Annotated in this window: 25 protein-coding genes; 6 read left to right on the plus strand and 19 right to left on the minus strand. The window is 73.6% G+C overall.

Annotated elements, in window-relative coordinates; all coding sequences use genetic code 11:
• Positions 1 to 138: 138 nt before the first annotated feature.
• From AB0L29_RS21665 to AB0L29_RS21695, 7 genes are all read right to left on the minus strand, one after another.
• Complete coding sequence (locus AB0L29_RS21665) at positions 139 to 897, minus strand: DUF3159 domain-containing protein (protein ID WP_365829342.1); 759 nt, start codon at positions 895 to 897, stop codon at positions 139 to 141.
• Positions 898 to 900: 3 nt separating this feature from the next.
• Complete coding sequence (locus tag AB0L29_RS21670; RefSeq protein WP_073930701.1) at positions 901 to 1,299, minus strand: OB-fold nucleic acid binding domain-containing protein; 399 nt, start codon at positions 1,297 to 1,299, stop codon at positions 901 to 903.
• A gap of 119 nt (positions 1,300 to 1,418) precedes the next feature.
• Positions 1,419 to 2,093 carry a response regulator gene (locus AB0L29_RS21675; protein WP_365829343.1) on the minus strand — a complete coding sequence of 225 codons (675 nt, stop codon included), beginning with the start codon at positions 2,091 to 2,093 and terminating at the stop codon, positions 1,419 to 1,421.
• Positions 2,094 to 2,544: 451 nt separating this feature from the next.
• Entirely contained in the window at positions 2,545 to 2,742 is a 198-nt protein-coding gene (locus AB0L29_RS21680; protein WP_365829344.1) for a hypothetical protein, read from the minus strand.
• Between the two features lie 161 nt (positions 2,743 to 2,903).
• Positions 2,904 to 3,662 (minus strand): DUF3710 domain-containing protein, encoded by a 759-nt coding sequence (locus AB0L29_RS21685; RefSeq protein WP_365829345.1) that lies wholly within the window; start codon positions 3,660 to 3,662, stop codon positions 2,904 to 2,906.
• Between the two features lies 1 nt (position 3,663).
• Positions 3,664 to 4,233 (minus strand): dUTP diphosphatase, encoded by a 570-nt coding sequence (gene dut, locus AB0L29_RS21690; RefSeq protein WP_365829346.1) that lies wholly within the window; start codon positions 4,231 to 4,233, stop codon positions 3,664 to 3,666.
• 23 nt (positions 4,234 to 4,256) lie between these two features.
• The gene (locus AB0L29_RS21695; RefSeq protein ID WP_365829347.1) at positions 4,257 to 4,841 is read right to left on the minus strand and encodes a PaaI family thioesterase; all 585 of its coding nucleotides are present in this window, start codon (positions 4,839 to 4,841) and stop codon (positions 4,257 to 4,259) included.
• A gap of 58 nt (positions 4,842 to 4,899) precedes the next feature.
• On the opposite strand from AB0L29_RS21695, the gene AB0L29_RS21700 reads away from it, so the two are divergent.
• A complete protein-coding gene (locus AB0L29_RS21700; protein WP_365829348.1) occupies positions 4,900 to 5,361 on the plus strand; it encodes a DUF3093 domain-containing protein in 462 nt (153 codons plus the stop codon).
• 38 nt (positions 5,362 to 5,399) lie between these two features.
• Here the strand turns inward: AB0L29_RS21700 and AB0L29_RS21705 are convergent, their stop codons facing one another.
• The 4 genes from AB0L29_RS21705 to AB0L29_RS21720 form a co-directional block, all read right to left on the minus strand.
• Positions 5,400 to 6,362, minus strand: coding sequence for a hypothetical protein (locus AB0L29_RS21705; protein WP_365829349.1), 963 nt, complete (start codon positions 6,360 to 6,362; stop codon positions 5,400 to 5,402).
• A gap of 13 nt (positions 6,363 to 6,375) precedes the next feature.
• Complete coding sequence (locus AB0L29_RS21710; protein ID WP_003993510.1) at positions 6,376 to 6,672, minus strand: DUF4193 domain-containing protein; 297 nt, start codon at positions 6,670 to 6,672, stop codon at positions 6,376 to 6,378.
• Between the two features lie 405 nt (positions 6,673 to 7,077).
• Positions 7,078 to 8,328: a HAMP domain-containing sensor histidine kinase gene (locus AB0L29_RS21715; RefSeq protein ID WP_365829350.1), complete on the minus strand. Its 1,251-nt coding sequence runs from the start codon at positions 8,326 to 8,328 to the stop codon at positions 7,078 to 7,080.
• A 5-nt stretch (positions 8,329 to 8,333) separates the two neighbouring features.
• A complete protein-coding gene (locus AB0L29_RS21720; protein WP_007387794.1) occupies positions 8,334 to 8,987 on the minus strand; it encodes a response regulator transcription factor in 654 nt (217 codons plus the stop codon).
• A gap of 429 nt (positions 8,988 to 9,416) precedes the next feature.
• Here AB0L29_RS21720 and AB0L29_RS21725 point away from each other — a divergent pair, with 429 nt between their 5' ends.
• Positions 9,417 to 9,590: a hypothetical protein gene (locus tag AB0L29_RS21725; RefSeq protein ID WP_365829351.1), complete on the plus strand. Its 174-nt coding sequence runs from the start codon at positions 9,417 to 9,419 to the stop codon at positions 9,588 to 9,590.
• Positions 9,591 to 9,727: 137 nt separating this feature from the next.
• On the opposite strand, the gene AB0L29_RS21730 is transcribed toward AB0L29_RS21725, so the two are convergent.
• Together AB0L29_RS21730 and AB0L29_RS21735 are read right to left on the minus strand one after the other, a co-directional pair.
• Positions 9,728 to 10,543, minus strand: coding sequence for an inositol monophosphatase family protein (locus AB0L29_RS21730; protein WP_365829352.1), 816 nt, complete (start codon positions 10,541 to 10,543; stop codon positions 9,728 to 9,730).
• A gap of 8 nt (positions 10,544 to 10,551) precedes the next feature.
• A complete protein-coding gene (locus AB0L29_RS21735; protein ID WP_365829353.1) occupies positions 10,552 to 11,694 on the minus strand; it encodes a ferrochelatase in 1,143 nt (380 codons plus the stop codon).
• A 160-nt stretch (positions 11,695 to 11,854) separates the two neighbouring features.
• Here AB0L29_RS21735 and AB0L29_RS21740 point away from each other — a divergent pair, with 160 nt between their 5' ends.
• From AB0L29_RS21740 to sepH, 3 genes are all read left to right on the plus strand, one after another.
• On the plus strand, positions 11,855 to 13,093 hold the full coding sequence (locus AB0L29_RS21740; protein WP_365829354.1) for an MFS transporter: 1,239 nt from the start codon (positions 11,855 to 11,857) through the stop codon (positions 13,091 to 13,093).
• Entirely contained in the window at positions 13,053 to 14,381 is a 1,329-nt protein-coding gene (locus tag AB0L29_RS21745; protein ID WP_365829355.1) for a D-arabinono-1,4-lactone oxidase, read from the plus strand. The genes AB0L29_RS21740 and AB0L29_RS21745 overlap by 41 nt, the downstream gene beginning before the upstream one ends.
• Before the next feature lie 424 nt (positions 14,382 to 14,805).
• Complete coding sequence (sepH, locus tag AB0L29_RS21750; RefSeq protein WP_365829356.1) at positions 14,806 to 15,840, plus strand: septation protein SepH; 1,035 nt, start codon at positions 14,806 to 14,808, stop codon at positions 15,838 to 15,840.
• A 66-nt stretch (positions 15,841 to 15,906) separates the two neighbouring features.
• Here sepH and AB0L29_RS21755 read toward each other — a convergent pair whose 3' ends face one another.
• On the minus strand, positions 15,907 to 16,758 hold the full coding sequence (locus tag AB0L29_RS21755; protein WP_365829357.1) for a sulfurtransferase: 852 nt from the start codon (positions 16,756 to 16,758) through the stop codon (positions 15,907 to 15,909).
• 330 nt (positions 16,759 to 17,088) lie between these two features.
• Between AB0L29_RS21755 and AB0L29_RS21760 the strand changes: the two genes are divergently transcribed.
• Entirely contained in the window at positions 17,089 to 17,892 is an 804-nt protein-coding gene (locus AB0L29_RS21760) for a VOC family protein (protein WP_365829358.1), read from the plus strand.
• A gap of 143 nt (positions 17,893 to 18,035) precedes the next feature.
• Here AB0L29_RS21760 and AB0L29_RS21765 read toward each other — a convergent pair whose 3' ends face one another.
• The 5 genes from AB0L29_RS21765 to AB0L29_RS21785 form a co-directional block, all read right to left on the minus strand.
• The gene (locus AB0L29_RS21765; protein ID WP_365829359.1) at positions 18,036 to 18,656 is read right to left on the minus strand and encodes a MerR family transcriptional regulator; all 621 of its coding nucleotides are present in this window, start codon (positions 18,654 to 18,656) and stop codon (positions 18,036 to 18,038) included.
• A 106-nt stretch (positions 18,657 to 18,762) separates the two neighbouring features.
• Positions 18,763 to 19,407, minus strand: a complete 645-nt coding sequence (locus tag AB0L29_RS21770) for a thymidine kinase (protein WP_365829360.1) — start codon at positions 19,405 to 19,407, stop codon at positions 18,763 to 18,765.
• A gap of 84 nt (positions 19,408 to 19,491) precedes the next feature.
• The gene (locus AB0L29_RS21775) at positions 19,492 to 20,685 is read right to left on the minus strand and encodes a nucleotide pyrophosphatase/phosphodiesterase family protein (protein WP_365829361.1); all 1,194 of its coding nucleotides are present in this window, start codon (positions 20,683 to 20,685) and stop codon (positions 19,492 to 19,494) included.
• A complete protein-coding gene (locus tag AB0L29_RS21780; RefSeq protein ID WP_365829362.1) occupies positions 20,685 to 21,281 on the minus strand; it encodes a DUF5998 family protein in 597 nt (198 codons plus the stop codon). The genes AB0L29_RS21775 and AB0L29_RS21780 overlap by 1 nt, the downstream gene beginning before the upstream one ends.
• Before the next feature lie 82 nt (positions 21,282 to 21,363).
• Positions 21,364 to 24,183 (minus strand): GNAT family N-acetyltransferase, encoded by a 2,820-nt coding sequence (locus AB0L29_RS21785; protein ID WP_365829363.1) that lies wholly within the window; start codon positions 24,181 to 24,183, stop codon positions 21,364 to 21,366.
• Positions 24,184 to 24,346: the final 163 nt, after the last annotated feature.

Consider the following 24,346-nt stretch of genomic DNA (forward strand, 5'->3'; position numbering starts at 1 on the left):
GCAGCCCCGCTCGGCCCCGGGCCCGGGGCGCGCGCCTCACCGCGCGGCGCGCCCCGCCCCCGCCGGCGGGGCGGCCGCCCCCCCCCGGGGGGGCCCCCCCGCCCCCCGGGGCCGCCCCACCGTCGTACGGGCGGCGGACTACGTCTGCTTTCGGTGCCGGCCGCTCGTCGCCTCGTCCCGCTCGGCGGCCTGCGCCGCCCCGCGCTCCTTCTCCGCGCGCTCCTCCGCCTCCATCTCCGCGAACACGTCGATCGGCGCGGGTGCCTTCGCCAGGAACACCCAGGTCAGCCAGACCGCGAGCAGGAACGGGGGGATCTTCAGCGCGACCAGTACCCAGCCCAGCTGGGTGGTGTCGGCCCACCAGTACAGCGGGAAGAGGATCGCGCACTTGGCGAGCAGGATCAGGCCCCAGGCCCAACTGGCCTTGGCGTACGCCTTCTTGCGGCCCGGGTTCCGTTTGCGCCAGGAGAGGTTCTCCTTGAAGACCGGGCCGAGGATCAGGCCGATCAGCGGGACACCGCACAGGGTGGTGATGATGTACGCGAGTCCCAGGCCCAGCGTGTAGAGCATGCCGGGCAGGTAGAAGTCCTTCGCCTTGCCGGTCGTCATCGCGAAGACGACACCGAAGGCGACGCCGAACACCCCGCTGAAGGCGTGCTTGACGGTGTCCTTCATCACCAGCCGGACCACCACGAGCACCAGCGACACGGCGAGCGCCGCGATCGCCGACATGTGCAGGTCCTTGTTGACCGTGTAGATGGTGACGAACAGCAGGCCGGGCAGCACCGTCTCGATCATGCCCCGAACCCCGCCGAACGCCTCGAACAGCGCGGCCTCCGTCACCGCGCGGGCGTCGTCGGCAGATGTGTCTTCGGTCGGCTTGTCGAGCGACGTCACCGGCTACTCCCGTCCGAGGGGTCTCAGTTCGTACTTGGGATTGAACAGCACCCGGCGGCCCCGGCTCATGGAGATCCGGCCCGATGCGATCAGCTTGCGCCCCGGCTCTATCCCCACGATGGAGCGCCGGCCCAGCCACACCACGTCCAGCGCGGCGGAGCCGTCGAACAGCTCGGCCTCCAGGGCCGGGACTCCGGCGCGCGGGCGCAGGGTGACCGTGCGCAAGGTACCAGTAACCGTCACTATCTGGCGGTCCCGGCAGTCTCCGATCCGTGTGCAGCCGGCGGTCTCGGCGTCCTCCCGCAGCTCCTCCGACTCCAGGTCCTCCTGCGACGAGGAGAGCCGGTCGAGCATGCGCCGGAACCGGCCCGCCGGCTTCTCGGAACGAGGAACAGCACTCATATCTGAAGCGTACCGGGGCGCACCGACAGGTACGGTACCCCCGTCGTCCCGGCCCGAACCGGCCGCTTCCGGCCGCCCGCCGGGCACCCTCCGGACCTGCCCGTGCGGGCCCGTGGGCCTCACTTCTCGAAGCGGTAGCCCGTCCCGGGTTCCGTGATGAGGTGCCTCGGACGCGAGGGATCCGCCTCCAGCTTCCGCCGCAGCTGCGCCATGTACACGCGCAGGTAGTTCGTCTCCGTCCCGTACGACGGTCCCCACACCTCCCGCAGCAACTGCTTCTGCCCGACCAGGCGGCCGGCGTTGCGCACCAGCACCTCCAGCAGGTGCCACTCCGTGGGGGTCAGCCGTACGTCCCTCCCGTCTCGGCCGGCCTTCTTCGCGGCCAGGTCGACGGTGAACCCCTCCACCACCGCGTCGCCCTCGACGCCGGCGGGCTCGGCCCGGCGCACGGCGGCCCGCAGCCGGGCCAGCAGCTCGTCCGTGCCGAAGGGCTTGGTGACGTAGTCGTCGGCGCCCGCGTCCAGCGCCTGGACCTTCTCGTCGCAGGAGCGCCGGGCGGACAGCACCAGGATCGGCCCCCGGGTCCGGCCGCGCAGCTCCCTGACCACCTCGACGCCGTCCATGTCGGGCAGGCCCAGGCCGAGGACCACCACGTCGGGGCGGCGGGCGGCGGCGAGCCGGAGGGCCGTGGCGCCGTCGTGGGCCGCGTCGACCTCGTACGTGCGCGCCCTGAGGTCGGCCACGAGGGCGCGCACGGTCCGCGGCTCGTCGTCGACCACCAGCACACGGGTCATGAGGCCTGCCTTTCCGGTTCTGCGGGGAGACGGGGTCCGGCCGCGTCCCTGGTCCGCGGGGGCGCGGCCCCGGGGGAGTCCGCCGCGCGGGGCGTCGCCGCAGCGCCGGAGGGCTCCCAAGATACGGCCCCGGGCCTCGTCCGCAGTGCCCGTCCCGGCCGGCGGCGTCAGGCGGGATCGTCCCCGTGGGTGAGCGTCTCCCCGGCGACGAGGAGGCGGTCGGTGCCCGCCGGGCGGTCACGTCCTCGACGGCTCCCGGTTGCCGTCGGCGCGGGGGCCGCCGATCACCTCGGGGAGGTGGACGTCGCGGAGCGCGGTGGCGAAGCGGCCGGAGTCGGCCCTGATGGCGGGGTGGGGTGCGCGACGATCCCGGCGGCCTTCGGCCGGGAGGAGCCGGCCCAGCCGGTCCCCGGGAGCGCGTTGCCGCCGGTGGGGCCCCGGTCACGGCGGATCAGGCGTCCCCCGGGTCGACGGCCCTCCGGGCGTGCCGCTCGTCACGGGTGACGTACCGGGCGAGGGTGTGCGGGCGGGCGGCGGCCGCGTCCTCGCGTTCGCCGGTGCAGCCGTGGCCGGTGCGGGAGTACGGGCCGCACTCGACGGCCGTGCGCCCGGGCGTGCGGTCCGGGCCGGCGCGTCTGCTCGCCGTCATCCGGTCCGGGGCGCTCTCCCGGGCCGGACGCCCGGGCCGTGCTCGCCCCGACGCGCAGTCGAGCCCTGGAAGCGGTGACTCCGCGGTGGGCGCACGCGGCGGGGGCGGCGACGCGGAAGGGCCGCACCCCTCGGTGGGGTGCGGCCCTTCCCTGTGAACGCCTAACGGACCTCGGTGATCTCCGGGCCCCGCTGCAGCTGGCCCATGCCGCCGGCGAAGCGGGAGCCCTGCTCCTCCTGCTGGACGCTCTCGGGCACCATCTGCGCGTCGTTCGGCAGCTTCAGGACGATCGGGTCGCGCGGCGCCATCGGGCCCTCGCCCCGGACCACCACCGTGTCCCGGAAGATCTGCTCCAGCAGCCCGGCGGCCTGCGGCTGCACCGCGCCCTGGCCCGAGATCACCCCGCGCAGGAACCAGCGCGGACCGTCCACGCCGACGAACCGCACGACCTGGAAGCCGCCGGTGCCGTCCGGCAGCTGCACGGGCACCTGCGCCCGCAGCTCCCAGCCCAGCGGCCCCTCGACCTCGTCGACGATGCCGCCCTGCTGGGTGATGCCGGCCGCGATCTCCTCGCGCACCTCGCCCCAGATGCCCTCGCGCTTGGGCGCGGCGAAGGCCTGCAGCTGGATGGCGCTGTCGCGCAGCACGACGGTCGCCGCGACGATCGCGTCGCCCGCGACCTCGACCCGCAGCTCCATGCCGTCGACACCCGGCACGAACAGGCCACCGAGGTCGACCCGGCCCTCGCCGGGATCGCGGACCTCGGAGCTGTCCCACGGTCCGTCGGGCCGCGGCGCCGGCTCCAGCCTCAGCCGCTCGGCCTCCGCTTCGTCCGCCTCAGTGTCGACGCTGTCGACGACCTGCTCGGCCTCGCCGGCCGCGTCCTCGGCGGCACCCTTCTTCTTGCGACGTCCGAACACGTCACTGTCCTTCCCGGTCGGATACGACCGAAGCGTATCGATTCCCACCCGCCTGGCCGCCCACGGCGGCCTGACCACTTGTGCCGTCCTCGCCGCCCACCGCGGCATGGCCGCCGGTGGACCCGAAGCCCCCCTCGGCCCGCGCCGTGTCGGGAAGCTCCGCCACCTGCCGGAAGCGGACCCTCTCGACCTGCTGGACGACCAGTTGGGCGATCCGGTCGAAGCGCTCGAACCGCACGGGCTCGCGCGGGTCGAGATTCACCACGATCACCTTGATCTCCCCACGGTACCCGGCATCAACCGTCCCCGGGGCATTCACGAGGGCGACGCCGCAGCGGGCGGCCAGACCGGATCGCGGGTGCACGAAGGCCGCGTACCCCTCCGGGAGGGCCACAGACACGCCCGTGGGCAGCACGGCCCGCTCACCGGGGCCGAGTTCGCACGCCTCGGTGGTGCACAGATCGGCTCCCGCGTCACCGGGGTGCGCGTACGCCGGAAGCGGTACGTCCGGGTCGACGCGCCGCACGAGGACCTCGAGCGGCCGGCGGGGCTCGGGGCTGACGGGACTCACGGGGCTGGCAGGACTCGCAGGGCTCACGGGTTCACCTCGAAGGCGCGGGCGCGCCGGACCTGGTCCGGATCGTTCATGGCGGCCTGGATCTCCTCCGTACGGCCGTGGTCGATGAAGTGGTCGACCCCGACCGCGACGAAGAGCGCGTCGGCGCGCACCGCGACGGGGCCGTCGGGGCCGCCGACGCGCCCGGTGGCGGTCGAGTAGATCTTCCGCCCGGCCACCGCCGTGACCCGGGCCTGGAGGAAGAGTGTGGTGCCCACGGGCACCGGTCGCACGAAGTCGGTCTCCAGCCGCCCGGTCACGGCGATCGTGCGCAGCAGCCAGTTCAGCGAGCCGAGCGTCTCGTCCAGCGCGGTGGCGAGCACCCCGCCGTGCGCCAGGCCGGGAGCGCCCTGGTGGGCGGGCTGCACGGTGAACTCGGCGGTGAGGGAGACCCCTTCGCCGGCCCGCGCCTCCAGGTGCAGCCCGTGGGGCTGTTCGCCGCCGCAGCCGAAACACCGGCCGTAGTGCGCGCCGAGCAGCTCGCCGGGCGCGGGCGCCTCGGGATGGCGCACCGGTGCCACGGCGTCGGCCGGAGGCTGCAGTGCTGCGGAAGTACCACTCACAGCCGCAGACCTTACCCGCGCGTCCGGGGGATCAGGACACCGTGCCAAGCTTGGCCCCATGCAGCTCTCCGCCACCCCCTACGAAGAACGCCTCACCGCCCCCCGCTCGTGGTGGCTGCTCTGTTTCCTGGCGGGCGTTTCGATGGCCCTCGTCCTGCTGCCGCTCGGCACCCTGCCGATGCTCGGCGGCCTGGCCGGCGGCACGGCGGCCGCGGCGGTCGTCGCCAGCTCGTACGGGTCGGTCCGCATCCGTGTGGTGGGCGGCGCGCTGATCGCGGGCGAGGCGCGGATTCCGGTGACGGCGCTGGGCGAGGCGCAGGTCCTGGACCCCGGCCAGGCCCGGGCCTGGCGCACCCACAAGGCCGACCCCCGCGCCTTCCTCCTGCTGCGCGCCTACATCCCCACGGCCCTGCGCGTGGAGGTCACGGACCCGGAGGACCCGACACCGTACGTCTACCTGTCCACCCGTGAGCCCGAGCGCCTGGCCCAGGCGCTCCGGGCGGCGAAGGAAGCGGCGTAGTACACGCGCCTGCGCCCCGGGAGGCCGGGGCACGCGTGTCAGCGCCCGTCGTCCTCACGGGGGCCGGTGTCCCGGGGGCGCTCGTACTCCTTGGCCGCGTCGTCGGTGACGCTGTCCATGTCCAGGGCGTCCGCGGGTCGCTCCAGGGCCGGCAGTGCGTCCAGCGCCTCCCAGGGCACCTGGACCTTGCGCAGGTCCTCCCGGATGCGGGCGGCGAGCTTGCGGGTGTCGCTGCGGTTCATGGCCGCCCCCACGGCCGCTCCCACCAGGAACGGCACCAGGTTGGGCAGGTTGCGGACCGTACGCTTCACGATCCGCCGGCGCAGGTCCCGTTTCATACGGGTGTTCAGCGCCGTACCCACCGTGGACGGCTTGGTCGCGTCGATGCCGCGCTCTTCCGTCCAGGCGTTCAGGTACGCGGTGCTGCGCTCCTTGAGGTTGCCGGGCGGCCGCATCCCGTACACCTCGTGGAGCTCGGCGATCAGCTTCAGCTCGATCGCCGCGACTCCCGTGATCTCGGCGGCCAGCTCCGTCGGCATCGCGGGCGGCACGGGCAGCATCGCCGCCGCCCCGACTCCCGCCCCGACCGTCGCGGTCGCCTTCGCGGCACCGGCCACGAGCTTGTCGGCGAGCTGCTCGGGCCCGAGGCCCGGGAACTGTCTGCGCAGCGTCGCCAGGTCCCGCACGGGGACCCGCGGGGCGAGTTCGATGATCCGGTCGGCGAGGAAGGTCAGCCCCGCCCTCGCCCGGATCCCGCCCTTGCGGGCGCCTTCCCTCGCCTTCTCCCGGAGGGCGGCGGCCCTCCGGTGCGCGGCGGACGAGGAGACCTCCACGGGCGCCGGGAGGTCACCCCGGCCGGCCGCCGGTTCGAGCGAGGCCGCCCCCGTACCGGTGGGGCCCCGCTCGTCGTCACGCGCGCCGTGCTGTGGGCCGTCGTGCGGCCCCTTGTCCGCTCTCCTCAGGGAGAAGCGGCGCTTCCGGGGAGGGGTCGAGCCAGACACGGCCGACCCGTCCTCAGTCGCAGTCGCGGCAGATCGGCTGACCGTTCTTCTCCCGGGCCAGCTGGCTGCGGTGGTGCACCAGGAAGCAGCTCATGCAGGTGAACTCGTCCTGCTGCTTCGGCAGGACCCGGACGGCCAGCTCCTCGTTCGAGAGGTCCGCGCCGGGCAGTTCGAGGCCCTCCGCGGCCTCGAACTCGTCGACGTCCACGGCGGAGGCCGACTTGTCGTTGCGTCGAGCCTTCAGCTCTTCGAGGCTGTCCGAGTCGACGTCGTCGTCGGTCTTGCGTGGAGTGTCGTAATCGGTTGCCATGTCGCTCTCCCCCTCTGGGTGTCTGTGGTGTCTCCAGCGCACGTAACGCGTGAGAGGCCGGACTTGTGCCCGACCCGAGGCGGAGATTTTGCCTCACATCAAGGTCTGTTACTCAATCGACACCCAACCGGACTCCTCATGAGTGATCGGCTTGGATGGCGATGGGGACCGTACACGGTCCGAATGCCGCACTTCAAAGGCGTCTCACCGTGTACTTCCCGTGATCAGGACCCCTGAAAACCAGGATTATCCCGGCTTTCCGGCAGCACGCATGATCACGGAGAGTAGATGGCCGGAAAAACTCCCCTGTGATCGATCACACACGGAGCCGTCGGATCCGCGCCGCGAAAATTCAGCGCAAAGCGAACATGCCCGTGTGTCGTCGTGACGATCGACCGCATGATCTCAGATGGGCAGCGTGACGCGCATCACGAGCCCTCCCCCCTCGCGCGGCTGGGCGTAGATGTGTCCGCCGTGGGCCCTCGCCACGGACCGGACGATGGACAGGCCGAGGCCGACGCCCTTGTCGCTGCCCGTGCGCTCGGTGCGCAGCCGCCGGAACGGCTCGAAGAGGTTGTCGATCTCGTACGCCGGCACCACCGGGCCCGTGTTGGACACGACCAGGAGCGCCTGGCCGTGCTGGATCTCGGTGGTGACCTCGACCCAGCCGTTCCCGGCGATGTTGTAGCGCACGGCGTTCTGCACCAGGTTCAGCGCGATCCGCTCCAGCAGGACGCCGTTGCCCTGGACGATCGCGGGTTTCCGCTCGCCGCGGATCTCCACGCCCTTGGCGTCCGCCTCGGACCGCACCTGGTCGATGGCCTGTCCGGCGACCTCGGCGAGGTCCACCGGCTTGCGCTCGACGATCTGGTTGTCGCTGCGGGCGAGCAGCAGCAGCCCCTCCACGAGCTGCTCGCTGCGCTCGTTGGTGGCCAGCAGCGTCTTGCCGAGCTGCTGGAGCTCCACCGGCGCGTCCGGGTCCGACAGGTGCACTTCGAGCAGCGTGCGGTTGATCGCCAGCGGGGTGCGCAGCTCGTGGGAGGCGTTGCCGACGAAGCGCTGCTGGGCGGTGAAGGCCCGCTGCAGGCGCTCCAGCATGTCGTCGAAGGTGTCGGCCAGCTCCTTGAGCTCGTCGTCCGGCCCGTCCAGCTCGATCCGGCGGGAGAGGTCGGAGCCGGCCACGGCGCGCGCGGTGCGGGTGATGCGGCCGAGCGGCGACAGGACGCGGCCGGCCATGGCGTAGCCGAAGGCGAAGGCGATCACGGCGAGGCCGAGCAGGGCCAGCAGCGAGCGGCTGAGCAGGTTGTCCAGGGCGTCCTGGCGCTGGCGGTCGATGCACTCGCTGATCGCCGCGTTGAACTCGGGGAGCGGGATGTCGCTCGTGCCGTTGACAGCCGGGCAGTTGTCGCTGGTGACCTTGACGGCCTCACCGTCCACGATCTTGAACAGCGGCTCGTTGCCCGTGTTCAGGGCCTGTGCGGCCAGCAGGTAGATGATCGACAGCAGCAGGATGCCGGCTATCAGGAACATGCCGCCGTACAGCAGGGTGAGCCTTATCCGGATGGTCGGGCGCAGCCAGGGGAAGGGCGGCTCCGGCCTGCTGGGGTCCCAGGTGGGCTTCGGGGGCGCCTGCGGAGGCGCGGGGGTCGCGGCCACGGGGATCAGATCCGGTAGCCGGAGCCGGGGACGGTGACGATGACCGGCGGCTCACCGAGCTTGCGGCGCAGGGTCATGACGGTCACCCGCACGACGTTGGTGAAGGGGTCGGTGTTCTCGTCCCAGGCCTTCTCCAGCAGCTGCTCCGCGGAGACGACCGCTCCCTCGCTGCGCATGAGCACCTCCAGCACGGCGAACTCCTTGGGCGCGAGCTGGACCTCCTTGCCGTCGCGGAACACCTCGCGGCGGTTGGGGTCGAGCTTGATCCCGGCACGCTCCAGCACGGGCGGCAGGGGGACGCTGGTGCGCCGCCCGAGGGCACGCACGCGCGCGATGAGCTCGCTGAACGCGAAGGGCTTGGGCAGATAGTCGTCGGCGCCGATCTCCAGGCCCTCGACGCGGTCGCTGACGTCGCCGGAGGCCGTGAGCATCAGCACGCGCGTGGGCATGCCCAGCTCGACGATCCTGCGGCAGACGTCGTCGCCGTGCACCAGGGGGAGGTCGCGGTCGAGGACGACCACGTCGTAGTCGTTGACGCCGATGCGCTCCAGGGCGGCCGCACCGTCGTACACGACGTCGACGGCCATGGCCTCCCGGCGCAGTCCGGTGGCCACCGCATCGGCGAGCAGCTGCTCGTCCTCGACGACGAGTACGCGCACGTCGCTTGTCCTTCCTGAGGTCCGCCCGCGCAGCGCCTCCGGGGCGTGCGCGGGCAAGGGTCTTCACGGGTGTGTTGACCTCCATCCTGCCCTTTTCGGCCATAAGTCGGCGGTAAGGCGAGGTGGGCGCAGGAGGGCGGGAAGGGGCGGAGAAGGGCGGGAAGAGGATGAGGAGATTTTCTCGCCCGGTTGAGGTTTCCGCGGCGGGGAGCAGGGGGAGGACGGCTTTACATCCCGCGATCACGCTCTGCTTGTATCGCACCACCATGCGGTGCGGCACCCATCCGCTTCCGCAGAGCGGGCGTGGGTGTCCGGCACCGTCGCCGCCCGGCCGAGCGACGCCGGGCATCCGTCGCAGACGTGATCGTCCCTTTCGAATGGCACACCCCCGTGCCACCCGACCCACGACCCAGGACGAGGGGGCGCAGCATGGACGCATTCACCGCAGGACTTCTGCAGCGCATAAGGGCGACCGAGTCCGATCTGTCCCGGGCTCGCGACGAGGGCGACGAGTTCCTCGTCGAGGTGGAGCAGGGCGAGCTCGACGACCTGCGCCGTCTCGCTGCCGAGCACGGTGTGGAAGTCGGCGCGTACAGCGTCTGATCGGCCCGGACGGACGGGCCCCGGCGGATCCGGCGCCGGGGCCCGTTCCGTTGTCCCGGGCCCGTCCGGCCCCTATCTCGCATCCGTCCCACGTCCCGGTGGCCGTGCCGCCCGGCGTGCGCGATCGGGCGGGCGGCTCAGTCGTGCCAGGCGCCGAAGTCCTCCAGAAGCCGCTGGAGGGGCTCGAAGACGCCCGGGGTGCCCGCGACCGTCAGACCACGCGACGGCCGCTCTCCGGGGCGTCCGCCGGTCAGCGCGCCCGCCTCCCGGGCGATCAGGTCGCCCGCGGCGAAGTCCCAGGCGTTCAGGCCGCGCTCGTAGTAGCCGTCGAGGCGGCCGGCGGCGAGGTCGCACAGGTCGACCGCGGCCGAGCCGCCCCGCCGGATGTCCCGCAGCAGCGGGATCAGCCTCCCGGCGACCTCGGCCTGGTGGGCGCGGACCTCGGCGACGTAGTTGAAGCCGGTCGAGACCAGGGCCTGCTCCAGGGGCGGCGCGGGGCGGCAGGTGAGCCGGCGCTCGCCCTCCCAGGCTCCGGTGGCCCAGGCCCCGCCGCCGCGCACCGCGTGGTAGGTCTCCCCGCGCATCGGGGCCGCGACGACTCCGACGACGGTCTCGCCGTCCTGCTCGGCGGCGATGGACACGGCCCAGGTGGGCAGCCCGTACAGGTAGTTGACCGTGCCGTCGAGCGGGTCGATCACCCAGCGCACGCCGCTGGTGCCCTCGGTGGCGGCGCCCTCCTCGCCGAGGAAGCCGTCGTCCGGGCGGTGCTCGGCGATCAGGCCGGTGATCAGCTTCTCCGCCGCGATGTCCATCTCGGTGACGACGTCGATGGGGCTGGACTTGGTCGCGGCGACCGCGAGGTCGGCCGGGCGGCCGTCCCGCAGCAGCTCGCCCGCGCGGCGCGCGGCCCGACGGGCGAGGTCGAGCAGGTCCGAGTGGAGGGGGTCGGTCACGGGGCTCCTCAGGCGTAGGGGCTGTCGGCGCCCGCGGCGGCGGGCCGGGGGGCGCGGGCCGGGCAGCAGCCGACGGGGCAGAGGTGGTGGCCGGCCCCGAGGGCGCCCAGGGCGCAGGGGGTGACGTCCTGGCCGCGCTCGACGGCGGCGCGCTCCAGGACGAGCTCGCGGATCGCGGCGGCGAACCGCGGGTCGGCGCCGACCGTGGCCGAGCGGCGCATCGGCAGGCCCAGCTCCTCGGCCTTGGCCTTGGCCTCCGTGTCGAGGTCGTACAGGACCTCCATGTGGTCGGAGACGAAGCCGATCGGCGCGATCACGACGGCGGGGACGCCGGCGGCGTGCCGCTCCTCCAGGTGGTCGCAGATGTCCGGCTCCAGCCACGGGATGTGCGGGGCGCCGGAGCGGGACTGGTAGACGAGCTGCCAGGGGTGGTCGACGCCGGTGCGCTCGCGGACGGCGTCGGCGATCAGCCGTGCGACGTCCAGGTGCTGCCTGACGTACGCTCCGCCGTCGCCGTGGCCCTCCACGGGCCCGGAGGTGTCCGCGGCGGAGACCGGGATGGAGTGGGTCGAGAAGGCGAGGTGCGCGCCGTCGCGGACGTCCTCGGGGAGGTCGGCGAGGGAGCGGAGCACGCCGTCGATCATGGGCTCCACGAAGCCCGGGTGGTTGAAGTAGTGCCGCAGCTTGTCGACCCTCGGCGGCTCCAGACCCTCGGCCCGGAGGGCGGCCAGCGCGTCGGCGAGGTTCTCGCGGTACTGGCGGCAGCCCGAGTACGAGGCGTAGGCGCTGGTGGCGAGGACCAGGACGCGGCGGCGGCCGTCGCGGACCATGTCGCGCAGGGTGTCCGTCAGGTAGGGGGCCCAGTTGCGGTTGCCCCAGTAGACCGGCAGGTCCAGGGCGTGCTCGGCGAAGTCCTTGCGCAGGGCGTCCAGCAGGGCGCGGTTCTGGTCGTTGATCGGGCTGACCCCGCCGAACATGAAGTAGTGCCGGCCGACCTCTTTCAGACGTTCCCTGGGGATGCCGCGCCCGCGGGTCACGTTCTCCAGGAACGGGACCACGTCGTCGGGACCCTCCGGGCCGCCGAACGAGAGCAGGAGCAGGGCGTCGTAGGGAGTGGCGTCGTGGGGGGTGGCGTCGTGCGCGTCTGGCATGGGTCGATCCTGCCACCCGGCACCGGCGGCCGGGAAACGGTGGGGTGACCGCCGTTGGTCGGGCCCGGCCGGAGGGAGTACGTTAGGGCTGCCTAACCGGTAAGTCGTATCGACTGCTCTTGTGCCTTACCGAGCCTTCCGCGTCCCTTCGGAGACCCCGTTGCCCAGCCCTTACCGCGCCCTGTTCGCCGCCCCCGGCTCCAAGGGCTTCTCCGCCGCGGGATTCCTCGGCCGGATGCCGCTGTCGATGATGGGCATCGGCGTGGTCACGATGGTCTCGCAGCTGACCGGGCGCTACGGCCTGGCGGGCGCCCTGTCGGCCACCATCGCGCTGGCCGCCGCGGTGGCCGGTCCGCAGGTCTCGCGCCTGGTGGACCAGTACGGGCAGCGGCGGGTGCTGCGCCCCGCCACGCTGCTCTCGCTCGCCGCCGCGGCCGGGCTGCTGCTCGCCGCGCACCGCGGGTGGCCGGACTGGGTGCTGTACGCGTGCTGTGTCGGCATCGGGTGCGTGCCGAGCGTCGGCGCGATGGTCCGGGCCCGCTGGGCGGCCCTGTACCGCGGCACCCCGCAGCTGCACACCGCGTACTCCTTCGAGTCCGTGGTGGACGAGGTCTGCTTCATCTTCGGGCCGATCATCTCCATCGGCCTGTCGACGGCGTGGTTCCCGGAGGCCGGTCCGCTGCTCGCCGCCTGCTTCCTCGCGGTGGGCGTCTTCTGGCTGACCGCGCAGCGGGCCACCGAACCGGAGCCGCACCCGCGCGAGCACCACGGCGGCGGCACCGCGATGCGCTCCCGCGGCCTGCAGGTCCTGGTGGCCACCTTCGTGGCGACCGGGGCGATCTTCGGGGCCGTCGACGTGGTCACCGTGGCCTTCGCCGACGAGCGGGGGCACAAGGCGGCCGCGAGCGTGGTGCTCGCCCTGTACGCGGCGGGTTCCTGCGTGGCGGGAGTGGTGTTCGGCCTGATGCGCTTCACGGGGGCGCCGGAACGGCGGTGGCTGCTGGGCGTGTGTGCGATGGCCGTGAGTATGATCCCCCTCCTACTGGTCGGGAACTTGCCGTTTCTGGCCGTGGCGCTGTTCGCTGCGGGCCTGTCCATCGCTCCCACGATGATCACGACGATGTCCCTCATCGAAGAGCACGTACCACGCGCGCAGTCGACCGAGGGCATGACCTGGGTGAGCACCGGGCTCGCCGTGGGGGTGGCGCTCGGCTCCTCCGTGGCCGGCTGGGTGATCGACGCGGCCGGGGCGCGTACCGGGTACGGGGTTCCGGTGGTCGCCGGGGCCGTCGCGGTCGCGGTCGGTTTCCTCGGGTACCGCCGGCTCCGAGAGCCGGCCGCGGGTCGGGGAGGCTCCGTTGGGCAGCACGGCGAACGGGAACAGCGGCACGTGGCGTAACTGGGGCGGGACCGTGCGCGCGCGGCCCGCGCGGGAGGTCGCCCCCGCCTCCGTCGACGAACTGGCCGAGGCGGTACGGCGGGCGGCCGAGGACGGCCTGCGGGTGAAGGCGGTCGGAACCGGCCATTCCTTCACGTCCATAGCCGCCACCGACGGTGTGATGATCCGTCCTCACTTGCTGACCGGCATCCGCGGCGTCGACCGCGACGCCATGACGGTCACGGTCGAGGCCGGCACCCCGCTCAAGAGGCTCAACGTGGCCCTCGCGCGCGAGGGCCTGTCGCTGGCGAACATGGGCGACATCATGGAGCAGACGGTCGCCGGGGCCACCAGCACCGGCACGCACGGCACGGGCCGCGACTCCGGCTCGCTCGCCGCCCAGATCCGGGCCCTGGAACTGGTCACCGCCGACGGCTCGGTCCTCACCTGCTCCGAGAGGGGGACCGACGAGGAACGCGCGGTCTTCGCGGCCGCCCGCACCGGCCTCGGGGCCCTCGGCGTCGTCACCGCCATCACGTTCGCCGTGGAGCCGCTCTTCCTGCTCACGGCCCGCGAGGAACCGATGCCGCTGGAGAAGGTCCTCGCCGACTTCGACGAACTCTGGGCCGAGAACGAGCACTTCGAGTTCTACTGGTTCCCCCACACCGGCAGCACCACCACCAAGCGCAACAACCGCAGCGCGGGCCCGGAGCGGCCCGTGCCGCGGCTCAGGGGCTGGTTCGAGGACGAGTTCCTCTCCAACGGCGTCTTCCAGGTGGCCAACTGGATCGGCCGCGCGGCGCCCCCCGCCGTCCCCGCGATCGCCCGGATCTCCAGCAGGGCGCTGTCCGCGCGGTCCTACACCGACATCCCCTACCGGGTCTTCACCTCCCCGCGCCGGGTGCGCTTCGTGGAGATGGAGTACGCCGTCCCGCGCGAGGCCGTGGTCGACACGCTGCGCGAACTGAAGGCCATGGTCGACCGCTCGGACCTGCGGATCAGCTTCCCCGTCGAGGTGCGCACCGCCCCCGCCGACGACATCACGCTGTCCACGGCCTCCGGGCGCGACAGCGCCTACATCGCCGTGCACATGTTCCGGGGGACGCCCTACCAGCGGTACTTCACCGCCGCCGAGCGCATCTTCACCGCGCACGAGGGGCGGTCGCACTGGGGCAAGGTGCACACGCGGGACGCCGAGTACTTCTCCCGGGTGTATCCGCGCTTCGGCGAGTTCACGGCGCTGCGGGACCGCCTCGACCCGGACCGCCGGTTCCAGAACGACTACCTGCGCCGGGTCCTGGGGGCGTAGGCGGCGCACCGGCGGGCCCGAGGCCATTCGTTCCGTTTCTGGCGATTGCGTGAAGTTCACCACGTTCAAGATCACGGAATCGGGGCAAGGGGTGACCGAGGCGCACCCCTTGCCAGAAGTTGGACGGCGCGCCCATCCACGCTCATGGTCCGAATGGAGTACTGTTGCGAGCCCTGGGTCCGGTCTCCCGTCAGGGTGCCCGGACTTTGGAGGACCGCCGGGAGGGGGCTAGTTGCACAGGGTGACTGAATTAGTCACTTAGCGTTGCGAATAGGTAACCGTGCCATAACGGCGATCCAGGGCCCACGCCCGACACGCCGGGCAACTCGGCAAGGTTGTGGCAGGCTGCACCCGGGCAGGCCACACTCGACTAGCGGAAGCAGCGACGCACGTGACGTCGGCAGGCACCACCCGGGAGGTCCCCATGCCCGAACTGCGTGTCGTGGCCGTCTCGAATGACGGCACACGGCTGGTGCTGAAGGCTGCGGACAGCACGGAGTACACGCTTCCGATCGACGAACGGCTCCGCGCCGCCGTGCGCGGCGACCGTCCCCGCCTCGGCCAGATCGAGATCGAGGTGGAGAGCCATCTCCGCCCCCGCGACATCCAGGCGCGCATACGAGCGGGCGCGACCGCGGAAGAGGTCGCCCAGATGGCCGGCATCCCCGTGGACCGCGTGCGCCGCTTCGAGGGCCCCGTGCTCGCCGAACGCGCCTTCATGGCCGAACGCGCCCGCAAGACCCCGGTCCGCCGTCCCGGCGAGAACTCCGGCCCGCCGCTGGGCGAGGCCGTCCAGGAGCGGCTGCTGCTGCGCGGCGCGGAGAAGGACACCGTCCAGTGGGACTCCTGGCGTCGCGACGACGGCACCTGGGAGGTCCTGCTGGTCTACCGGGTCGCGGGTGAACCGCACTCGGCGAGCTGGACGTACGACCCGCCCCGGCGGCTCGTCCAGGCCGTCGACGACGAGGCGCGCTCGCTGATCGGCGAGTCCGACGACCTCGCCGCGCCCGAGCCCAGCTTCCCGTTCGTGCCGCGCATCGCCCGGCTGCCCCGCGACCGTCCGCTGGACCGTTCCGCCGACCGCGAGCGGCCCGGCCTGCCCGCGCAGGCGTCCGGGCCGGCCGAGGAGAGCACGGGCGAACGGGACTCGCTGACCAGCCTGCTGGAGGCGGTGCCGAGCTTCCGCGGCGATCTCGTCGTGCCCGAGCGCGCGCCGGAGTCCGACGAGGAGCCGCCCGACACCGAGCCCGAGGCGGAGGAGCCCCCGGCGCCCGCGGCGTCGGCCGGTTCCGCCTACGCGGACGTCCTCATGCCGCGCTCCGTCGGCAGCCACCGCGACCGCCTGGTCGGCGCCACCGACCGCCAGGCCGAGGCGGACGGCGTCCGCCCGGGCCGCCGCGCGGCGGTGCCGAGTTGGGACGAGATCGTGTTCGGGACGCGGCGCAAAAAGCAGGAGTAGACGCCCGTACGGGAAGGAGGGCCGCGGTCATCGGCCGCGGCCCTCCTTCCCGTGCCTTCGCGCGCCCTACTGCGGGTCCGGCCCGACGGCGACCGGCCGCCGCGGGTCCGAGGACCACTCCGACCAGGAACCGACGTACAGCGCCGCCGGGATCCCCGCGACCGCCAGGGCCAGCACCTCGTGCGCGCCGGAGACGCCCGAGCCGCAGTACACGCCGACGTCCGAACCCTCGGTCACACCGAGGTCCTCGAAGCGGGCACGCAACCGCTCGGCGGGCAGGAAACGGCCGTCCGGCCCGACGTTCTGCGTCGTCGGCGCGCAGACCGCTCCCGGAATGTGCCCGCCCACCGGGTCGATCGGCTCCACCTCGCCCCGGTACCGCTCCTCCGCCCGCGCGTCCAGCAGCACCCCGGACCGCGCCAGCGCCGCCGCGGCGTCGGCGTCGAGCAGCCCCGAGGCCGCGGGCCGCGGCTCGAAGTCGCCCTCCGCGGGCGCGCGGACCTCCGTCGTCAACGGGCCCCGCCAGGCCGGCAACCCGCCGTCGAGGACCCGCACGTCCGGGTGACCCGTCCAGCGCAGCAGCCACCACGCCCGGGCCGCCGCCCAGCCCTGCCCGCCGTCGTAGACCACCACCGGCCGCCCGGACGACACGCCCGCCCGTCGCATCGCCGCGCCGAACTGCGCGAGGTCGGGCAGCGGATGCCGCCCGCCCTCGCCCGGCGCGGCGGCCAACTCCCGCTCCAGGTCGACGAAGAGGGCCCCGGGAAGGTGCCCGGCCGCGTACTCGGCCCGGCCGTCGAAGGGCGGCTCACCGGCCGCCCTGGCCGCACCGAGCTGCCAGCGGACGTCGAGCAGGGTCGGCGGGTTCTCGCCCGCCAGGGCGTCCGCGAGTTCGGACGCGGAGATGATGACGTTCATGGGCACCATCCTGGCGCACGGGCTGGCCGCGCCGCCCATGTCCGGCTACTCTGCTCGGCCGGGCGACCACGATCACGGTGTGTACGGAACCGGACACATGCTGTACGGCTGATCGACGCGCCCCGGCAAGCGCGCCGAAGCGGACGGCGACCCGCGCACCGGGCATCCTCCGGACGGAGGGACCGCCGTGCGGGGCGTGCCCCGTCCGCGCGCGGCAGCGCGGCCGGGGCGAGCGACCGGCACGGAGTCCGCAGGGCGGACGCGACGCGGTCCTCACTCGTGAGGGCCGAGAAGAGCACGGCCACCGCGAGGGCCGAGAAGAGAGTGACGATGACCGACGCACGGGGGCCCGCCGGCCCGAACGGCGAAGCACCCGCCCGGCACGCGCCCGGCACGCCCTGCTGGGTGAGCCTGCTGGTGCACGGACCGGCCACGACCCAGGAGTTCTACGGGGCCCTGTTCGGCTGGGAGTTCCGGCCGGGCCCCCGGCAGCCCGGCCCCTGTGTGCGCGCCCTGCTCGACGGCCGCGAGGTGGCCGGCATCGGCCACCTGCCGCCCGACCGCCGTCCGCCCGTCGCCTGGACCCCCTACTTCGCCTCCGGGAACGTGGACCTGACGGCCGCATCGGTACGGCTGTGCGGCGGCACGGTCGGGGTCGGTCCGCTGGACACCGCCGACGCCGGCCGCCTGGCGTTCTGCTCCGACCCCTCGGGCGCCGTGTTCGGCATCTGGCAGGCGTCCGCGCACCTCGGGACGGCCGTCCCGGGCGTGCCCGGCACCCCCGCCTGGAACGAGCTGATGACCTTTGAGTCGGAGAACGTCGCCAAGTTCTACGGGAGCGTGTTCGGGTACGAGCTGGAGCCGGTCCTCTCCGCCGACGCCGGCCATGTGACCCTCCGCCTGCACGGCCGCCCCGTCGCCGGCGTCCGCGGCGTGGGCGCCGCCCTCCCCCGGGACCGGGGCCCGTACTGGGTGACGTACTTCCGGGTGGCCGACGTCGACGCCGCCCAGGACCACGTGCTGCGCCTGGGCGGCCACGTCCTCACCCCGGCACGCGACACCTCCCACGGCCGCGTGGCGGCGGTGGCGGATCCGGAGGGAGCACGGTTCGCGCTGCTGCAGGGCCCCGGCTGAGCCCGGTTCCCCGCGCCCCCCCGGCGCTCCGGAGGCGGGCGGCACGTCCTCCGGTGGCCGGCGAGGGCCGTCCGGCGACGGCGCCGAGCGGGACCGGCGCCGAGCGGGACCGGCGCCGAGCGAGCGGCGCGGTCGCGTGCCGGTCAGCCGCCCGTGTAGCGGCGGGCGGACTCGTGCTCTTGGGCCAGGCGGCGCAGGGCGAGCAGGGCGGGCTCCAGCAGGACCGTGAGCAGCACGGCCCGTTCGGCGAGCTCCAGCGGGTCCTCGGCCCCGTCGAGCGCGTCGAGGTCGAGGGCCGCGGTCCGCTCGGCGAGCTCCGCGTACGGCAGCAGGGCCCGCCAGTCCCCGAGGGCGCCGAGTCTGCGCAGCGTGCCCAGGGTCCCGGCCAGATCCGCCCGGGCCGGGGCCGCCTGGTGCACCTGCCACCCCATCTCCTCGACCAGCGCGTCGACGTCGGCGCACTCGGCGGTGTCCTCCTGCGGCTCGTCCGCCAGGCGGATGGCGCCGAGGGCGAGACCGAGGACGCGGTGGACGTCCTCCGGATGCTCGGACAGGGCGCCGAGCAGCTCGCGCGTCGTACTGACCGACAGGCCCCGGACGCCGATCAGCGCGCGGATCAGGCGCAGCCGGCGCAGGTGGTGCTCGTCGTACTCGGCCTGGGTGGCGGCGACCAGCCGGCCGGGCTCCAGCAGCCCTTCCCGGATGTAGTACTTGATGCTGGCCACGGACACGCCACTGTGCCGGCTCAGCTCTGCCAGACGCATCGGATCGGCCCCCTCGGTCGCTCCCCCGCCCTGCCCCTCATTGGATAGCTCCACTGTCTATCATGGCCGGTGGCACCGCCTGTCGAGCGGCCCGTCCCGCTCGCCGTCAGTCGGCGACCGGCAGGACGTCCGGCGAGAGCGCGCCCGAGTGTGCGGCGGCGCTCGTCATGCGGCGGCGGTGATGCCGGCGGCACAGCACCTCGTAGCCGACCTCGGCGGGGCTGTTGACGTCTCCGACGACGACCTGCTCGCCCTCCACCACCATCTGGCCGTCCACCGTGCGGGCGTTGTGCGTGGCACGCGCTCCGCACCAGCACATCGCCTCCACCTGGAGCGTCTCTATCCGGTCGGCCAGCTCGATCAGCCGCTGCGAGCCCGGGAAGAGCTTGGTGCGGAAGTCGGTGGTGATGCCGAAGGCGAAGACGTCGAGGTCCAGGTCGTCCACCACCCGCGCCAGCTGGTCGATCTGTTCCGGCGCCAGGAACTGCGCCTCGTCCACGATCAGGTAGTCGACCCTGCCGCCCTGCGACAGCCGGCGCACGACGTAGGCGTACAGGTCCATGTCCGGCTCCGCCTCCACCGCGTCCGTCACCAGGCCCAGGCGCGACGAGAGCTTCCCCTCGCCCGCGCGGTCGTCACGGGCGAAGATCAGCCCCTGCAGGCCCCTCGACGAGCGGTTGTGCTCGATCTGCAGAGCCAGCGTCGACTTCCCGCAGTCCATCGTTCCGGAGAAGAACACCAACTCGGGCATGGAGGGTCGAGCACCTTTCGACAACAGGCAACAGGCAACAGGCAACAGGGACCGAACAGCGGACGGCGGGACGGCGGGGCGGTTTCAGGAGCGTACTTCGAGCAGCGGGACCAACTGCTCGGCAGGGGTCATCGAACCATGGTTGCCGACCATCGCCGACTCCTTCGGCTCCCGCTCGGAGGCGATGAGCAGGACGTCGTCCCGCGCGGCGGCGACCACGTCGCCGATACGGGCGTACACCCGCTCGTCGACCCGCGGGCCGAACCAGCCCGCCGCGATCGCCTCGTCCCGCGAGGCCACCCAGAACTGCTCGCCGAGCACCTCGCGCCAGCAGGTCAGGACGTCGTTCCCGGCGCCCGGCACCGCGTAGACGTGCCGGGCGCGCCCCTCGCCGCCGAGCAGGGCGACACCGGCGCGCAGCTCCCAGTCCTCGTCGAAGTCGATGCGGTGCTGCTCGTCGAAGGGCACGTCGATCATGCCGTGGTCAGCGGTGACGTAGAGCGCGCTGCGCGGCGGCAGTTGCTCGGCCAGGCGCTGGACCAGGCGGTCGACGTGCATGAGCTGGCCGCGCCAGGTGTCGGAGTCAACGCCGAAGCGGTGCCCGGCGCCGTCGAGCTCGGCGTAGTACGTGTAGACCAGGGAGCGGTCGCCGGCGGCCAGTTGCTCGGCCGCCAGGTCCACGCGGTCCTCGCCGGACAGCCGCCCGTGGAACGTCCCGCCGCTGAGCGCGACCTTGGTCAGCGGGGTGTTCTCGAACGCGGGCGACGACACCTGGGCGGCGTGCACCCCGGCCTCGTGGGCCAGCCGGAAGACCGTCGGGTACGGCTGCCAGGGGCCCGGCGGGGCCCACGGCTGCCAGCGCAGCTGGTTCATCAGCTCGCCGGTGTCCGGATTGCGCACGGTGTACCCGGGCAGGCCGTGGGCGCCCGGCGGCAGGCCGGTGCCGATGGAGGCCAGGGAGGTCGCCGTGGTCGCGGGGTAGCCGGCGGTGAGGGGGCGTCCGGTGCCGCCGCGCGAGGTGGCGAGCAGGGACGTCATGAAGGGGGCGTCCTCGGGGTGGGCCCGCAGTTGCTCCCAGCCGAGGCCGTCGATCAGGAACACGCAGTTCCGGTCGGCGGGGGTGAGCTCCGGGATCGCGGCCGTCATGCCGGGCACGCCCATGCCCGCGGCCAGCGTGGGCAGCAGGTCGGCGATCGAGCCGGTGCCGTACGCGGGCACGGGCGCGGAGCCGACGGCGAGTGGTTCCGGATGGGGATCCCAGGAGGTGAGCTGTGTCATCAGCGGGTCGGGTCCGCGGTCGCCTCGGAGAGGGCCTGCGCGAAGACGAGCGCCTGGCGCACCGTCTCGGGGCCGTCCCCGGCCTCGCTGACGCGCAGGCTGAGGTCGTCGGCCGTCGAGCTGCCCGTGTAGCCGTGGTCCGCCTCGCAGTTGGGATCGCCGCAGGCGGCGGGCTCCAGGTCGATGCGGGAGACGGCGCCCCAGCCGATGGTGAGCACGACCTCGCGGGGCAGCGTGCCCGGCTTGTACTGCTCGGGGTTGGCGACCACCCGGCTGACCACGATCGACGAGATCCGGCCGAGCTTCACGGACTCCGTGGACGTGGTGGCGTACGGCGTCGGGGAGGTGCTGTCCGCGGCCTGCTCGTCGGTGTGGCTGACGATGAAGCGGTTGTCGGTGAGGACGAGCACGGTCACGTGCCGCCGCACCTCGTTCTGGTCGAACGTCGTCTCCTGGTGGACCAGGTACGACCGGATGGGCTCGCCGCCCACGGCGGCCTCCACCGCCTCGGCCACGAGGGCCGGGTAGTAGCCGCTGCGCTCGATCGCCGCACGCAGCCCCTGGGTCGTCGTACTGGTCTTGGCCATGACGTCCATCCTACGGGGGAGCACTGACTGCGAGGGACCGGTCGCCCCCGGTCAGTGCGCGGGCGGTGCCCGGGGCCCCGGTCCCGGCGGGTCAGTACGCGGGCAGTGTGCGCGGGCCCAGGTCGTCGCGGGCGGGCGGCGGGGCCAGCCGGACGGAGGCGCCGAGCACGCTCAGGCCGTGCGGGGCGACGACGACGGGCTCCAGGGTGACCGCGACGACCTCCGGGTGGTCGTCGACCAGCCGGGACACGCGCAGCAGCAGCTCCTCCAGGGCGGGGGTGTCGACCGGCGCCGAGCCGCGCCAGCCGAACAGGAGCGGGGCCGTCCGGATCGACCGGACGAGCGAGGCCGCCTCCCGGTCGGTGACCGGGATCAGCCGGTGCGCCGTGTCCCCCAGCAGCTGCGAGGCGGCCCCCGCGAGCCCGAAGGAGAGCACGGCGCCGGCCGCCGGGTCGATGACGGCCCGCACCACGGTGTCGACGCCGCGCGGCGCCATCCGCTGCACCACCGGGCGCAGCTCCTGCGGCGTGCCGAACAACTCGCTCAACTCGGTGTACGCCCGCCGCAGTTGCTCCTCGTCCGCGAGGTCCAGGCGGACGCCGCCCAGGTCGGCGCGGTGCCGCAGGTGCGGGGCGGTGGCCTTGAGGGCCACCGGGTAGCCGAGGGCGCGCGCCGCCTCGGCGGCGGCCCCGGGCGTGGGGGCGGGCAGGGCGCGCTGGACGTGGATGCCGTACATGCCGAGCAGGCCGCAGGTCTCCTCGGTGCCGAGCGTGAGGCCCTGCCCGCGCGCGAGCAGGCCGTCGATCAGCCGGGCGGCGCCCCTCTCGTCGATGTCCTCGTACTCGGGCACCTTGCCGGGGTCGGCGGCCTCGCGGCGCCACTGGGCGTACGTCACGGCCTGGGCGAGGGCGCGCACGGCGCGCTCGGCGGCGGGGTAGGCGGGGATGAGGCGGGTCCCGTCGTGGGCCTCGGCCTCGGCGGGCGGCCGAGGCCCCCCGGGGACCGTGTGAGCGCCGCCGGGGGTGCCCGTCGCGGCCTGGGGCGCGGTGCTCGCCGCGGCCGACAGGGCCTGGGCGAGCCCGCCGAGTTCGACGTGGACCACCAGGACCGGCTTGGCGGGCACCGCGGCGGCGGCCGACCGCAGGGCCTGCGCCAGGGCCGCGTCCCCGGCCGAGCCCTCCCCCACCGTCGGGATCGCGGTCACCACGACCGCGTCGCAGGTGTCGTCCGCCAGGGCCCGCGACAGCGCGGCGTGGAAGTCCGCCGGTGTGGCCGCCGTGGTCAGGTCCAGCGGGCGGTGCGGGCGCAGTCCCTCGGCCAGGCACGCGTCGTAGCTGAGCAGCCCCAGCGACTCGGAGTTCCCCAGGATCGCCACCCGGGGCCCGGCCGGCAAGGGCTGGCGCGCGAGCAGCAGGCCCGCGTCGACCAGGTCGGTGATGGTGTCCACGCGGATCACGCCGGCCTGCCGCAGCAGCGCGGACACGGTCGCGTGGGGCAGCCGCGTGGCCCGTACGGCATGGCCCTGGGGAGCGGCTCCGTGCCGGGCGCCCTGGACCACGACCAGCGGCTTGGCCGCGGCCGTGCGGCGCGCGAGGCGGGTGAACTTGCGGGGGTTGCCGATGGACTCCAGGTACATCAGGACGACGTCGGTGTCGGGATCCTCGTACCAGTACTGGAGCACGTCGTTGCCGGACACGTCGGCCCGGTTGCCGGAGGAGACGAAGGTGGAGACGCCCGTGAAGCCGGTGACGCCCCCGCCGCGCCGGTGCAGCCGGGACAGCAGCGCGATGCCGATCGCCCCGGACTGCGCGAACAGGGCGATCCGGCCGGGGCGCGGCATCTCGGGGGCCAGCGACGCGTTCAGCCGCACCCGGGCGGACGTGTTGATGATCCCGAAGGCGTTCGGCCCGATGATCCGCATACCGTACGCGCGCGCGTGCCGCACGAGGGCGCGCTGGCGCTCACGCCCCTCGGGACCGCTCTCGGCGTATCCGGCGGAGACCACGACGAGCCCCTGGACACCGTGCTCGCCGCACTCGGCGACGACCTCGGGCACCTGCTCGGCGGGGACGGCGACGACCGCGAGGTCGACGGGGCCGTCGATGTCCCGCACCGAGCGGTGCGCGGGCACCCCGTCGAGCTCCCGCTGCTCCTCGGGGAAGGCCCGGTTCACGGCGTGCAGGCGGCCGGTGAACCCGGCGGCCCGGATGTTGGCCAGCACACTGCGGCCCACCCCGCCGGGCGCTCGGCCGGTGCCGACGACCGCGACGGAGCCGGGCGCGAGCAGCCGCTGCACGGACCTCGCCTCGGCGCGCTGTTCGCGCGCGTACTGCACGGCCAGCGAGCGGTCGGTGGGTTCGAGGTCGAACTCCAGGCGGACCACGCCGTCCTCGAAACTGCGCTTCTGGGTGTACCCGGCGTCCGTGAACACCTTGATCATCTTGGTGTTGGCGGGCAGCACCTCGGCGGCGAAGCGGCGGATGCCGCGCTCCCGGGCGACGGCGGCGATGTGTTCGAGGAGGGCGGAGGCGACGCCCCGGCCCTGGTGGGCGTCCTGCACCAGGAAGGCGACCTCGGCCTCGTCGGCGGGGGCGGAGGCGGGCATTCCGTCGGCGCCGATCCGGTCGTAGCGTACGGTGGCGATGAACTCGCCGCCCACCGTGGCCGCGAGTCCCACCCTGTCCACGAAGTCGTGGTGCGTGAAGCGGTGGACGTCCTTGGCGGACAGGCGCGGGTAGGGCGCGAAGAAGCGGTAGTACTTCGACTCGTCCGACACCTGCTCGTAGAAGCTGACCAGCCGGTCCGCGTCGTCGACGGTGATGGGGCGGACGCGGGCGGTGCCGCCGTCGCGCAGCACCACGTCGGCTTCCCAGTGGGCGGGGTACTCGTGCCGGTCCGACGAGGTCTGCATGGGCCCCAGGGTACGGCTCGCGTCCGGCAGCGGCGCGGGGCAGTCTGTGGGGGGCGGAAGGCCGGGCCGAGGCCGCGGCCCGGCCGCCGTCGCCGGACGGGGCGAGTGCCCCTCCGGACACGCTTCACGTTGTGGGAAACTGGTCTAGACAACCCTGCACACC

Source organism: Streptomyces sp. NPDC052701, from assembly GCF_040678355.1.
GTDB lineage: Bacteria > Actinomycetota > Actinomycetes > Streptomycetales > Streptomycetaceae > Streptomyces.